This is a genomic window from Ochrobactrum teleogrylli (assembly GCF_037482325.1).
GTDB classification, from domain to species: Bacteria; Pseudomonadota; Alphaproteobacteria; order Rhizobiales; family Rhizobiaceae; genus Brucella; species Brucella teleogrylli.
Genome location: NZ_JBBHKQ010000002.1, coordinates 699,765 through 712,716 on the forward strand (window position 1 = coordinate 699,765; position 12,952 = coordinate 712,716).

Consider the following 12,952-nt stretch of genomic DNA (forward strand, 5'->3'; position numbering starts at 1 on the left):
CCTATGAAGCAGATGGCGCTGGTGGCAGCGACCTTCCTGATCGCGTTCGCACTGTGCTTTCCGATCATCTGGACGTTCTTCACCGGTCTCAAGTCGGAAACCGACGCGATCTCGGTTCCGCCCCGGATCTTCGTACCACTAGGGTTCGATCACTATGTAGGCGCTCTCGGGGGCGACTATCTTCATTATCTCATCAACACGCTCGTGGCGGTCTTCGCTTCGATGCTCGCCGCTTTTGCCCTTGCTCTGCCTGCCGCCTACAAACTGGCGTTCTTTCCGGGCAAGCGCGCGAACGATGTGCTGTTCTTCGCTCTATCGACGAGGTTCATGCCCGGCGTCGCCGTCATCGTCCCGATCTTCTTGCTCTACACGAAGATCGGCCTGATCGACTCCCTGGTGGGCCTGGTGATCATGTACACGACGCTCAACATCCCGATCGTCCTCTGGCTGATGCGGTCCTTCTTCAAGGACGTGCCCTATGAGTTGGTGGAAGCCGCCCTGATGGAAGGTGCGTCGCATCCTCGGATCTTCTGGGAGGTCGCTCTGCCTCTGTCTCGCGCCGGCCTCGCCACCACCGCTTTCCTTCTTCTTATCCTGACGTGGAACGAATTCTTCTTCGCAGTGAACCTGTCCGGCCATTCGGCAGCGACCCTGCCCGTCTACATGGCCTCCTTCTTCACGACCGAAGGTCAAAGCTGGGCGCGGATGTCTGCAGCGTCGATCGTCGCGGTCTTCCCCGTCCTCGTAGCTGGCTGGCTCGCATCGCGAGCCCTGGTGAAAAACATGTTGGCTGGAGCCGTAAAATGACAGTCAAGGTTTCATGCCTCGGCGGAGGCGTTCTCGATCTCATCTATGGTGTCGACCACCTCCCTTCGGAAGACGGCAAGAGCTCGGCACGCTCCTATGCCGAAAGCGGCGGCGGCATGGCTGCCAATGCCGCGGTCATCGTGAGCCGTCTCGGCGGCCAGGCGAACTGGTGCGGACGGGTTGGTGACGACGACAAGGGGAAACGAATCCTCGAAGGCCTGCGTCATGAGGGCGTGGATGTTGAAACGGCCAGAACCGTTCCAGGTATCCAGTCCTCGCACTCGATCGTCCTGAAGGATCTGGCGGGCAACCGCGCGATCATCCTCTACCGCGCCGAAGGCGTTGATCCGGACACATCCTGGATTCCACTCGACAGACTTCTCGACGCGGACGCGGTACTCGCTGACAATCGGTGGGTCGAAGGTGCAGTGGCGCTGCTGACAGCCGGACGCGCGAAAGGATTGCCCGCAGTCCTAGATGCCGATAGCGCGGGCGACGACAGCACGCTCGACGCAGTCCGTGCCTCGACGCACGCTGTGTTTTCCGCACCGGGCTTGGCCGCGCTCTTCAAGACCAACGATCCGGTGAAGGGGTTGAGGGAAGCGAAGAAGTTCGCCCCATTCGTCGCGGTCACCGATGGGCGCCGCGGGGTCCTGTGGATCGGAAGCGACGAGGTGCTGCGTCATCTTCCGGCCTTCAAGGTCGACGCCGTCGAGACAGTGGGAGCGGGTGACATCTTCCACGGAGCATTCGCTTATGGCCTCGGAGTGGGAATGTCCGAAGAAGAGGCGCTCCGGCTCGCTTCAGCCACCGCCGCTGTGAAGTGCACGGGCGAAGGCGGCCGTCGGAGTTTCCCGGACATGGCGCACGTTCAGGCGTTCCTCGGAGCTCCCGAGAACGTGGCCATCACGACAATAACCGAGCCGACAAAGGCATGGGGCAATGGAGGAAACACGAATGGATAACGTAGCGGCCCTGGCGTCGATTCTTGGGAAGATGAAACGGGTGGACCTCGCTCCGAAGCTCGAACGAGGCATGCCGAAGTTCCCGACGCATCCGCACATGGTGATCGATCCCACCATGAACCACGCACATGACGGCTACTACTGCCAGAGCATCTCCATGGCCGAGCACACAGGCTGCCATTGCGACGTTCCCGCCCACATCCACGCCGATCGGATGAGCGAAACCGTCGACACCCTTCCAGTCGACCAGCTTGTCGCCACGACCAGGGTTTACGACTTCTCGGATCGGGATTGGAAACCGGGTCAGGTCCTGACGCAGGACGACATCCTTGACTACGAGCGCAAGCATGGCGCTCCCGTCGGCGAAGGAGAAATCGCCCTGGTCAATTTCGGTTGGCTGAAGAACCACTGGTTCACAGATCACCGCGCCTACTTCTACGCTCGCAATCAGCCGGGCATGGACGAAGGCGTCGCTGAACTCTTCCGTGACAGAAAGGTCCGTGCCGTCGGCGCAGACACTATCGCCTGCGAGATCGCAACCGTCGACGCCGTCATGGGCGATGCGCCGGGTCACGATCGGCACTGGCTTCCGAACGGGATCCTCATTCTCGAATGCGTCGCAAGAATGGAGTTGCTTCCGCGAAGCTGCTTCATGTTTGCGGCTCCCCTTCCAATCGAAAACGGATCGGGGTCTCCCCTCCGTCCCATCGCCTTTTTCTGAGGAGGTAGAGATGGCGACTCTGAATTTGAAACAGGTCAAGAAGACGTTTGGTGCAATCGACGTGATCAAGGGTATCGATCTCGATATCGAAGATCGCGAGTTCGTTGTCTTCGTTGGTCCATCCGGCTGCGGGAAGTCGACCCTGCTGCGCATGATTGCAGGGCTTGAGGACATTTCGAGCGGCACTGTCGAGATCGACAGCAAGGTGGTCAACGACTTGCCTCCGGCGCAACGCGAGATCTCGATGGTGTTCCAGAGCTATGCTCTCTACCCCCACAAGAGCGTCCGCGACAACATGGGCTTCGGCTTGCGAATGGCCAAAGTCGACAAGGCGACTATCGACCAGAAGGTGACCGCGGCTGCGAAGATCCTTGAACTTGAGCCGCTGCTCGACAGGAAGCCGAAACAGCTCTCCGGCGGCCAGCGCCAGCGCGTGGCCATCGGTCGCGCCATCGTCCGCAATCCTCGCCTCTTCCTGTTCGACGAGCCCCTCTCGAACCTCGACGCAGCCCTGCGCGGCCAGATGCGCATCGAAATCGCCCGTCTGCATCAATCTCTCAAGGCGACGATGATCTATGTCACCCACGATCAGGTCGAGGCGATGACGCTGGCTGACAAGATCGTCGTGTTGAACGGAGGCCACATCGAGCAGGTCGGAAGTCCGCTGGAGCTCTATGAACGACCCCGCAACCTCTTCGTCGCCGGCTTCATCGGATCGCCGAAGATGAACTTCCTGAAGGCCAAGGTGGTGGAAGCCTCCCCCCAGTCGGTCGCTGTCGAATTCGGCGCCAACGTCCGCTTTCAGTATCCGATCATGGACGGGTCGTCGATCAAGGTTGGCGACAGTCTCACGGTCGGGATCAGACCAGAAGACTTTAGCACGGACCCGGGTGAAATTTCGTTGTCCGGAGAGGCCATCGTCGTCGAGCATCTCGGCGCCGAGACCCACGTGCTTCTGACCGCTTCCACTGGTGAAAACGTCACAGCGGTCGTTGAAGGCCGCTCCCGCATCAAAGTCGGCGACCGCGTATCGATCGCCACTCCGACAAGCCGTGTGCATCTGTTCGACGCGCAAGGCATCGCCATCGAAAGCCCTTACCGACTTTCGTCTCACCACTGAAACATTGATAACCGAGGTAAGAAAATGACCATCACTCCCGATTTCAGCGTGGCTGGCAAGACAGTCCTGATCACCGGCGGCACGGGCGGCATCGGCAGCGAGTTCGCGAAGGGCTTTCTGGCACATGGCGCCAATGTCATCGTCGCCGACCTGGCGGCGCCGAAGGAAGGCGTCGACAAGAGGATCCGCTACGAGCAGCTCGACGTGACGAGCGACGAGCAGATCGAGGCATTGGCCAAGAAAATCGACACGCTCGACGTCGTGATCCATTGCGCCGGGAAGCTGTCGCGTTGGGAGGAATACAAGCCCGACGTCTTCATGAACATCATCGACATTCACCTGGTCGCGAACCTGCGTTTGGCGAATGCATTCCGTGAACACCTGAAGAAGACCCGCGGTTGCCTGATCAATATCGGCTCCATGTACTCCTACTTCGGCGCTCCGCAGGTTCCGGCCTATGCCGCCGCGAAGACCGCCGTCGTGTCCTTGACGAAATCCCTGGCGATTTCATTCGCCGAGGACGGCATCCGCGTCAACGCGATCGCACCGGGCTGGATCAAGACCGAGATCAGCCGCGGTGGCCGCGAGAACCCCGAGTTCAACGCAAAGGTTGTCGCCCGCATTCCCGGCGGCGAATGGGCGGAACCGTCTGACCTCGCGGGAACCGCCGTGTTCCTCGCCTCCCCGGCCGCTTCGTTGATAAACGGTGTGACGATCCCGGTCGACGGCGGCTACGTAGCGAGCTGATCGTCACGCGATGACTGGCGGCTCAGGATCCTCCTCCTCTGCCGCCAGTCTCGCTTTGGATGCTGAGAAAGGAACGAACATGAGCTCGTGGAGCAATTTCCGTCAGGAGCGAATCCTGATCAACGGCCAATGGGTCGAGGCAGACAGCAAGAAAACCATATCCGTGATCGACCCGGCGACGGGCCTTGAACTGGGGACGGTTCCGAGCGCCGGCGCGGACGAGACGCGCCGTGCTATTGAAGCAGCGCAGAAGGCGTTCGAAACCTTCAGCCAGACGACGGCAAACGAGCGCGCGAACTATCTCCGCCTTCTCGCGACAGCGATCATGGACAACCAGTCCGCTCTTGCCGAGCTTCTGACCCGCGAGCAGGGCAAGCCCCTCGCCGAGGCCAAAGGCGAAGTCGGCATGAGTGCAGCCTATGTCCAATGGTTTGCGGAAGAGGCCCGCCGCGTCTATGGCGACACAATCCCTTCACCATGGGCCGATCGCCGCATCATGGTAACCAAGAGCCCGGTCGGTGTAGTCGGTGCGATCACGCCATGGAACTTCCCATCTTCCATGCTCGCCCGCAAGATCGGCCCGGCCCTTGCCGCCGGCTGCACGGTCGTGGCCAAGCCAGCTAGCCAGACTCCCTACTCGGCCCTCGCCTGGGGCCTGCTTGCCGAACAGGTAGGCATTCCCGCAGGCGTGATCAACATCGTCACAGGCGACGCTCGCGCGATCGGCGGGGAACTGACCTCCAATCCGCTCGTCCGCAAGATCACCTTCACTGGATCGACAGGCGTCGGCAAACATCTGATGAAGCAGGCAGCAGATACCGTGAAGAAGGTTTCGATGGAGCTAGGCGGTAACGCTCCGTTCCTCATCTTCGACGATGCCGACCTCGACAAGGCTGTCGCAGGCGCTATTGCCGCGAAGTTCCGCAATGCCGGACAGACATGTGTCTGCACCAACCGCTTGTATGTCCAGTCGGGCATCTATGACCGCTTCGTCGAAGCCTTCGCGAAGGCGACCGACGAACTGGTCGTAGGATCAGGTCTCGAAAGCGGCACCACCCAGGGCCCTCTGATCGACGACGCTGCCGTAACGAAGGTCGAGGAATTCCTGACGGATGCCATCGGTAAGGGCGCCAAGGTCGTGACAGGCGGTCAACGCCACTCGAAGGGTGGTCGTTTCTTCCAGCCTACCATAGTTTCCGGTGCCAGCCCGGACATGCAGTTCGCCCGCGAGGAGATCTTCGGACCGATCGCACCGGTCTTCAAGTTCGAGACAGAGGCCGAGGCCGTGAAAGCAGCGAATGACACCGAGTTCGGCCTTGCAGCCTACTTCTACACGAAGGACCTGGGTCGCGCTTTCCGCGTATCCGAGCGCCTTCAGTATGGTCTTGTCGGCATCAACGAGGGAATGATCACGACTGAGGTGGCGCCGTTCGGCGGCTTCAAGGAATCGGGCGTGGGCAAGGAAGGCTCCAAGTACGGGATCGACGACTACCTCGACACCAAATACGTCTGCGTCGGCGGCCTCGGTCTGTAAGGGAGCAGCTGGATGAAAACCTACAAGATTGCCCTTATACCCGGCGACGGGATTGGTGTCGATGTCACCGAGGCAGCGTGGCGGGTACTTCAGGCTGCGGCCGGAAAGTTCGGTTTTGCGCTCGAGGGAAAGACCTTCGAATGGTCGTGCGACTATTTTCTCCGCACCGGGAGGATGATGCCAGAAGACGGGATCGAGACACTGCGGAAGTTCGACTCGATCCTTCTTGGCGCGGTCGGCTGGCCGGAAAAGGTGCCTGACTCCGTTTCGCTTCACGGCCTTCTGCTGCCGATCCGCAAGGCGTTCGACCTTTATGTCAACGCCCGACCCCACACGCTGCTCCCCGGCACTGTCGGTCCTTTGCGCTCGGAAGAGTTCGACATCCTCTGCATACGTGAAAACACCGAAGGTGAGTACAGCGGCGCTGGAGGCCGAGTTCACGTCGGAACGCCGGATGAAGTCGCAGTGGAGACCTCGATCTTTACCCGGCGAGGCGTCGAGCGGATCCTCCGCTATGGATTCGAGCAGGCTCGGAAACGTAAGAAAAAGCTGGCCTCAGTGACCAAGTCGAACGCTCAAAAGCATTCGATGGTATTCTGGGACGAGGTCACCGACGTCGTCGCCAAGGACTATCCTGACGTGGAGGTCAACCGCTACCACATTGACGCGATAGCGGCTCGCTTTGTGATGCAACCCGACAGTCTCGACGTCGTCGTCGCATCTAATCTCTTCGGTGACATCCTCACCGATCTGGGTGCTGCGATTCAGGGTGGTCTAGGTTATGCAGCCTCCGCGAACGTGAATCCGGCCGGCGGCGTGCCGTCGATGTTCGAGCCGGTGCACGGATCCGCGCCGGATATCGCCGGCAAGGGTATCGCGAACCCAACGGCTGCAATCTGGTCAGGCGCGTTGATGCTTGGTCACCTTGGCGAGGATGCTGCTGCAGACGCCGTGATGGCTGCAATCGCCGCCTTCTCGGAAGGAACCGGCGGGAAGAAGTCGCTATCGACTGACGAGATCACGACAGGGATATTGGCGAACCTCTAGCTGCGTTCGCAGGCGACCGTGTTGGACGATCGCCTGCGGCTCATATTCAATCATCAATGCAGCCAAAGGCGCGAGGCGCGGCTTGAGCCCAGCTTTGGAACTAATCGAACGTGGGCACGCTGACTGACCAGTTCGATCAGCGTCTGCGTTACGATTATTGCGGGGAGCAGTGGAATCCCGTTCGGTACAGTACTACGAGCGAGTTGCGCGTGCCGGTGCTGAAGGCTACGGCCCTTGCTGCGGAAATCTCAAGTCTGAGCAGCCGGCCAACTGTCCATCCAACAAGTGGCGCGGCTATGGCAAATGCGATGTAGATCGGAATTACACGTAGGGGGCGGAACAAGAATAGTGCAAAATCGTACGTTTAGGGCGAACGAACAATGAACTTCACGCAGCACGTAGCATTTGGCCAGTGCGGCGCAAGGGCCTGAAACCGTCTGTCATTTGCTGTTCTGCATCCCAGGAGTAGATGCCGGTGAGGTTTATGTGTTCCCAACTGAGTGGCGAGACATGTTTCAATAACTCGTCTGGAATATTCCGGCCTTGTTGCCGCAAATGTGCGGCAGCGCGACTGAGATAGACGGTATTCCAGTAAACAATGGCGCTCACGACCAGATTGAGTCCGGACGCACGGAATGCTTGGCTGTCGTAGGACCGATCACGGATTTCTCCGCGCTCGTGGAAAAAGACTGCGCGTTTCAGCTTGTGAGCGGCTTCGCCCTTGTTGAGACCAGCCTGACAACGCCGCCGCAGCGCCGAGCTGGAATACCACTCGATCATGAACAGCGTGCGTTCGATGCGACCAAGTTCACGCAGAGCTTTTGCGAGTTCGCTGGATTTCGAGGAAGCGGAGAACCTTTTCAGGATCGTTGACGGCGCAACTGTGCCTGTTGTGATCGATGCTGCCAAACGTAGAAGATCATCCCAGTGTTCGAGAATGAGCGCGGTGTTGATCGGTGCGCCGATATGACTTTCCAGCGCCGGATAGGCATTGGCCTTCTCGAATGTGTGGAATTTCCGATCCTTGATGTTTCGAAGCCGCGGCGCAAAACGCTTTCCGATTAGGGCGAAGAGCGCAAAAACATGATCGCTTGCGCCACCGGTATCGGTAAAATGCTCTTCGATCTCCAGAGTCGTGTCATGATCGAATAGACCGTCGAGGACATAGACTGCCTCGCTTTCAGTCGGGCTGATTGGCAATATACCGAAGTATCCGTACTGGTCGGAGAGATGGCTGTAGAATTTCGAACCAGGTTCACTGCCATAATGTAGATTGATGTCACTGCGCTTGGCGGTCCGGTCGCTGGCACGGAAGAATTGCCCATCGGATGATGCGGTCGATCCATCTCCCCAGAGCAGCGAATGTGGATGGCGCGTATGAGCATCTGTTACGCAGGCCTGCGCCGCCCTGTAAGTTTCAGAGCGGGCGTGAAAGGTGCGCATCCATCCGATCTGGTGGGCAGTGATCCCCTTCGACGCTCCTGCCATGCGCTTTGGTCCGAGGTTTGTGCCGTCCGCTAGAACACCGGCGAGCATTGCGGAGATGTTTTGCGGCGTATCTCCCGTCCGGACATGCGTGAACTGGTCGGCGAACCCGGTCCAGTCATGCACTTCCCTAAGGAGGTCGGGTACTTCGATCAACGGATACATCTCGCTGATTTCGACATTCAGTTCATCCGCTGCTGGGGGAATATCGCTCGCACGCGGCGTCACGATCAGGGTTCCGGCTTCCAGCCTGACGTAATCAAGCTTTCCATTGCGAGCGCGATAAGCCAAACGCTTGAGATTAAAATCCATCATCTGCCGGACTTCCGCGAGCCAGGCCGCGCCGTCTCCTTGAACACCGAGACCGAGTTTGCCTTCATCTTTCATGGCGACGAAAGCAAGCTTAGGCATGAGATGTTCGTCAATCGGCCGGAATGATCGGCTGCCATCAACCCAGACATCCCCCGAGCGTAGCCGATCCCGCAAATGGGCCAGAGTTGCAATCTCGTAAAGCCGCCGATCCGGCTTTCCGTCCAGGAATATTAGCTTTTTCTCAGATGACCCGAGATGGCCGATTGGCACCCGATCGGGCAGAACACGCCTCCCTTCCGCATAAAGCCCCCTCAGAATTCTGATCGTCGCCAGTAGTGGATCATGCTTTCGATGTGAGTGAAACGTGAATATCTGAAGGAAGACGCCCGAGAACTTTCTAACATTAGCATACTGTTCTGCCGCCATCACCAAAGGCGATGTGTCCGCGTTCTCGACCATGGCTTCAAGGTTAGGCTTGATCTGGAGCAGCTTATGCCAGCCGACCTGCCTGTTTACCACTTTCATTGCATCTTCATTAGCATCATTGGCATTCTGCAAGGCGACAATTGTGTCGAGGAATAATTTGAGCGCCCTTGATGTTTCTATCCGAGCATTCATATGCCGCTGCTTTTTCCTGTTATTGGCTTTTGAGAACAGCCGACCGATCAGCTTGATGAACATCGTTACCGCATCGTCAGTGAGCTTCTGGCCGAGCTTGATAAGCTGAGCCACAATTGTAGCGCGACGACGACTGGAACTGAAGTCACTGGCAAGCCAGGCCGGAGTGGCATCGCCCTCGCGGATCATCTGATCCCACCGACCGGCGGGAATGCGAAGTTGCAGCTGGGGATCAATCTCAAGATGGCGTAGGAACGCTATGCGCTCCGTCATTCCAATCAGATTTCCTGCTCCCGGGGCGTCTGGAGCGGACCGCAACCAATTGAAACGCGTCTGACGGATCGCCGGGTCAACCTCCAATAGGATATCAAGAGCTTCCAATTTTTCATCACTGAGATCAGCAATGAGCGCACTCTCAGCGCGCCGACGAGCAATGGCTCGCGCTGCCAGCCCCATACGCTCTATCATATTCACTACCGGTAGGAGAACGCATCGCTCGCGGAATGTGGCGATAATCGCTTTTGCTATGGGCAACCCTTTATCTGTTTGGGAGGCTGCTTCAATGCCCGCACGCAAAGCGGCGCGACGGTCTTCAGCGGTTGCACTCCGCAGCTCGAGATAGCGCTGCAAGTGTCCGATATGTTCGCGTCGGGTTTCCTCACGCGTTGCGTATAAATTAAATAACCGTGGATCCACGTTGATCTGCTCGGCAATATAGTTGAGCAGCATCGGTGGGGGAACTTCGTTCGGCAGAAGCGCTCTTCCAGGGTAACGCATCAGACAAAGTTGCACCGCAAAGCCAAGCTGATTTTGCTTGCGCCGACGAAGCTCTATTTCCAGGCGATCCGCCGGTGAAAGCGAATAATGTCTGATCAAACTATCTTCGTCGGTTGGAATGTCGAAAAGCTCGTGTCGATCCTGGATTTTTAGAAGCGTCCGCTTGGCCATTCTTTACTCTTGCAACTCTGCACTACTGGCCCCCTGTACGGAATCGACCGTTTTCGTACAGAGGCGAAACAGCCTGTCCACACATTATCTTGACATGATTTCGAACAGAGGGGCTGTTTCGGACAGCCTATTCAGACGAAATTGAGCTTATACCGCGCACCTTTGGGTATGTCCGCGTCTCGACAACCGGCCAGACCACGGAAAAACAGATCCAGGAAATCGAAGCCACCGGCTTTCAAGTCGAGCCGCGCCGGATCGTCACTGAACGATTCCCGGCAGCACCGCCACCGCGCAGCGTCGCGGCTTTTCCCGGTTGTTGGATAAGCTGGAGTCCGCAGACATCCTCATCGTCACCAAGCTCGACCGCCTTGGTCGTGATGCTATCGATGTAAGCAGTACCGTCAAAGCCCTCGCGGAAATGGACGTGAAGGTCTATTGCCTCGCACTTGGTGGGGCCGACCTCACTAACTCGGCCGGCACGATGACCATGAACGTGCTCAATGCTGTTGCTCAGTTCGAGCGGGACTTGCTCATCGAGCGCGCACAATCCGACCTGAAGCGCGCGAAGTCGGAAGGTAAAACCCTCGGCCGCCCGTCAACGCTAAGCGATAAACAGAAGCAGGATGTACGTGATGATCTGGCGATGGGAATAAGCTTTTCGGCCATCGCAAGGAAGTTTGCTACCAGCCGACAGACCATTTTGCGGGTTCGCGATGAAGGTTCACGGTCCGTTCGACCTTAGCGTACGGTTTTGCACTGCTCTTGTTCCGACCCCTATTACACTGAGGCGGCCGCGCGCGACGGCCTGATCGCCATTATCATGTCGACCAGCGAGGCTCTGGTTCATCCGTTCAGGGGCACTGAAGCGATGTTGGGCACGAACCCGATTTCGGTCGGCATTCCGACGGACGAACAACCTTTCGTGCTGGATCTTGCGACAAGCGTCGTTCCGATGGGCAAAATCAAAAATCACGCTCTACGCGGTGCGAAAATACCGCCCGGTTGGGCGGTCGATGCCGATGGGCGGCCTACTGAGGATCCCGTGGCGGCGCAACAAGGCGCCATCGCCCCTTTCGGCGGCGCTAAGGGTTACGGGCTGGGCCTTGCCATCGAGCTGCTTGTTGCGGCCCTCGCAGGCTCGGCTCTGTCACCGCAAGTACATGGAACTCTGGATGACGTTCATCCGGTAAATAAAGGTGAACTACTGATACTCGTAGACCCTGCAGCCGGCAACGGCACGCTTCCCGCATTGACTGCCTATCTTCGGAGCCTGCGGCTCTCGCGCCCGCTCGACCCGTCCCAACCGGTTGCCGTGCCCGGCGATGGCGCGCGCTGTCGCCGGGCCATCGCGATGAAAGAGGGTATTGCGCTGCCGCAGCCGCTTCTCGAACAGCTTAGGGCCCTAGAGGCCGCCTGATCACTGGAGGAAAAAACGAATGAACCTTTTCGGCACATTGAGGGCACCTCGCGAGTTGCTCTTCGGAACCGGTCAGCGTCAGGTGCTTGGTACCGTCGCAGCCGTACTTGGCCGACGCGCCCTTGTGGTCACGGACGCGCGTCTCGCTGGGGATGCCGATTTCCGTGCCATGCTCGGCCTGCTCGAGACATCCGGCCTCGCCGTCATGGTTGACACCTCGGTCCTGCCGGACGTCCCCGTCGAAACAGCTCTTTCCTGCGCCCGGAATGCCCGACAGTTCGCACCCGATTTCGTCATCGGCATCGGCGGCGGCTCCTGCCTCGACATGGCAAAATGCGTGGCATTGCTCCTTGCGCATGGCGGGCGACCACAGGATTACTATGGCGAGCTCGCGGTGCCCGGCCCGGTGCTGCCGATGATCGCGATCCCAACGACAGCCGGAACGGGCTCGGAAGTAACGCCTGTCGCCGTTCTCTCGGATGCGGAGCGCAGCCTGAAGGTCGGCATTTCCAGTCCCTATCTGGTTCCGACCGTTTCCATCTGCGATCCCGAACTCACGCTTTCCTGTCCATCCGCCCTCACGGCAATCGCCGGCGCGGATGCTCTTACCCACGCCATCGAGGCATTCACGGCGATCCGGCGCGATCCCGTACCGGGTATAACGCGGCAACGCGTCTTCGTCGGCAAGAACGCCCTATCCGACCAGTTTGCGCTTAGTGCCATCGGCCTTCTCTGGCAGGGCCTCGAAGCCGCTTGCCGGGATGGCGCCGATCATGCGGCACGTGAAAAGGTCATGCTCGGCGCTACCCTCGCTGGCCTGGCCTTCGGTGTGGCGGGAACAGCAGCTGCCCACGCCATCCAATATCCCGTCGGTGCTCTCACTCATACGGCCCATGGACTGGGTGTCGCCTGCCTTATGCCCTATGTGATGACCTGGAACTGCCCGACCATCAGGCCAGAACTAACGCAGATCGCCACGGCTGCAGGACTGGACGATGCTGAAGATGTCATTCCCGCGCTCGCTGCGCTTTTCGCCCGGATCGGCATTCCCAGCAAGCTGCGCGATCTCGGCCTCGCCGATGACCGTATCGAATGGGTGGCCGAACAAAGCTGCGGGATTACGCGCCTCATCCAGAACAATCCGCGCCCGCTGAACCCGCTGGAAATGCGCAACCTTGTCGCCGCCGCCCATTATGGCAATCGCGCCAGCCTTATCTGATCTCAAAGGACA

The 12,952-nt window shown here is 58.9% G+C and carries 10 protein-coding genes and 1 pseudogene; 10 read left to right on the forward strand and 1 reads right to left on the reverse strand.

Annotated elements, in window-relative coordinates:
* Positions 1 to 3: 3 nt before the first annotated feature.
* The 7 genes from WIX40_RS20815 to WIX40_RS20845 all read left to right on the forward strand — a co-directional run bounded on the left by WIX40_RS20815 (position 4) and on the right by WIX40_RS20845 (position 6,941).
* Positions 4 to 807: a carbohydrate ABC transporter permease gene (locus WIX40_RS20815; protein WP_339441886.1), complete on the forward strand. Its 804-nt coding sequence runs from the start codon at positions 4 to 6 to the stop codon at positions 805 to 807.
* The gene (locus WIX40_RS20820) at positions 804 to 1,772 is read left to right on the forward strand and encodes a sugar kinase (protein ID WP_339441887.1); all 969 of its coding nucleotides are present in this window, start codon (positions 804 to 806) and stop codon (positions 1,770 to 1,772) included. Before WIX40_RS20815 ends, WIX40_RS20820 begins: the two co-directional genes overlap by 4 nt.
* Entirely contained in the window at positions 1,765 to 2,493 is a 729-nt protein-coding gene (locus WIX40_RS20825) for a cyclase family protein (RefSeq protein WP_339441889.1), read from the forward strand. The genes WIX40_RS20820 and WIX40_RS20825 overlap by 8 nt, the downstream gene beginning before the upstream one ends.
* Positions 2,494 to 2,503: 10 nt before the next feature.
* A complete protein-coding gene (locus tag WIX40_RS20830) occupies positions 2,504 to 3,613 on the forward strand; it encodes an ABC transporter ATP-binding protein (RefSeq protein WP_339441891.1) in 1,110 nt (369 codons plus the stop codon).
* Positions 3,614 to 3,637: 24 nt separating this feature from the next.
* Positions 3,638 to 4,360 (forward strand): SDR family NAD(P)-dependent oxidoreductase, encoded by a 723-nt coding sequence (locus tag WIX40_RS20835; RefSeq protein ID WP_339441892.1) that lies wholly within the window; start codon positions 3,638 to 3,640, stop codon positions 4,358 to 4,360.
* Positions 4,361 to 4,439: 79 nt separating this feature from the next.
* A complete protein-coding gene (locus WIX40_RS20840) occupies positions 4,440 to 5,894 on the forward strand; it encodes an NAD-dependent succinate-semialdehyde dehydrogenase (protein ID WP_339441893.1) in 1,455 nt (484 codons plus the stop codon).
* 12 nt (positions 5,895 to 5,906) lie between these two features.
* A complete protein-coding gene (locus WIX40_RS20845; RefSeq protein WP_339441894.1) occupies positions 5,907 to 6,941 on the forward strand; it encodes a tartrate dehydrogenase in 1,035 nt (344 codons plus the stop codon).
* Between the two features lie 387 nt (positions 6,942 to 7,328).
* Here the strand turns inward: WIX40_RS20845 and WIX40_RS20850 are convergent, their stop codons facing one another.
* On the reverse strand, positions 7,329 to 10,304 hold the full coding sequence (locus tag WIX40_RS20850) for a Tn3 family transposase (protein ID WP_339441895.1): 2,976 nt from the start codon (positions 10,302 to 10,304) through the stop codon (positions 7,329 to 7,331).
* A 149-nt stretch (positions 10,305 to 10,453) separates the two neighbouring features.
* Here WIX40_RS20850 and WIX40_RS20855 point away from each other — a divergent pair.
* From WIX40_RS20855 to WIX40_RS20865, 3 genes and pseudogenes are all read left to right on the forward strand, one after another.
* Positions 10,454 to 11,046: pseudogene (locus WIX40_RS20855) on the forward strand (recombinase family protein).
* Positions 11,047 to 11,055: 9 nt separating this feature from the next.
* Positions 11,056 to 11,721, forward strand: a complete 666-nt coding sequence (locus WIX40_RS20860) for an Ldh family oxidoreductase (RefSeq protein ID WP_339441896.1) — start codon at positions 11,056 to 11,058, stop codon at positions 11,719 to 11,721.
* Positions 11,722 to 11,740: 19 nt separating this feature from the next.
* Positions 11,741 to 12,940 carry an iron-containing alcohol dehydrogenase gene (locus WIX40_RS20865; protein ID WP_339441897.1) on the forward strand — a complete coding sequence of 400 codons (1,200 nt, stop codon included), beginning with the start codon at positions 11,741 to 11,743 and terminating at the stop codon, positions 12,938 to 12,940.
* Positions 12,941 to 12,952: the final 12 nt, after the last annotated feature.

Excerpts from the sequence above, each read along its gene's own strand:
- WIX40_RS20815 (WP_339441886.1), top strand. The coding sequence starts at position 4 with ATGAAGCAGATGGCGCTGGTGGCAGCGACCTTCCTGATCGCGTTCGCA.
- WIX40_RS20825 (WP_339441889.1), top strand. The coding sequence starts at position 1,765 with ATGGATAACGTAGCGGCCCTGGCGTCGATTCTTGGGAAGATGAAACGG.
- WIX40_RS20865 (WP_339441897.1), top strand. The coding sequence starts at position 11,741 with ATGAACCTTTTCGGCACATTGAGGGCACCTCGCGAGTTGCTCTTCGGA.
- WIX40_RS20845 (WP_339441894.1), top strand. The coding sequence starts at position 5,907 with ATGAAAACCTACAAGATTGCCCTTATACCCGGCGACGGGATTGGTGTC.
- WIX40_RS20835 (WP_339441892.1), top strand. The coding sequence starts at position 3,638 with ATGACCATCACTCCCGATTTCAGCGTGGCTGGCAAGACAGTCCTGATC.
- WIX40_RS20850 (WP_339441895.1), bottom strand. The coding sequence starts at position 10,304 with ATGGCCAAGCGGACGCTTCTAAAAATCCAGGATCGACACGAGCTTTTC.
- WIX40_RS20820 (WP_339441887.1), top strand. The coding sequence starts at position 804 with ATGACAGTCAAGGTTTCATGCCTCGGCGGAGGCGTTCTCGATCTCATC.
- WIX40_RS20830 (WP_339441891.1), top strand. The coding sequence starts at position 2,504 with ATGGCGACTCTGAATTTGAAACAGGTCAAGAAGACGTTTGGTGCAATC.
- WIX40_RS20840 (WP_339441893.1), top strand. The coding sequence starts at position 4,440 with ATGAGCTCGTGGAGCAATTTCCGTCAGGAGCGAATCCTGATCAACGGC.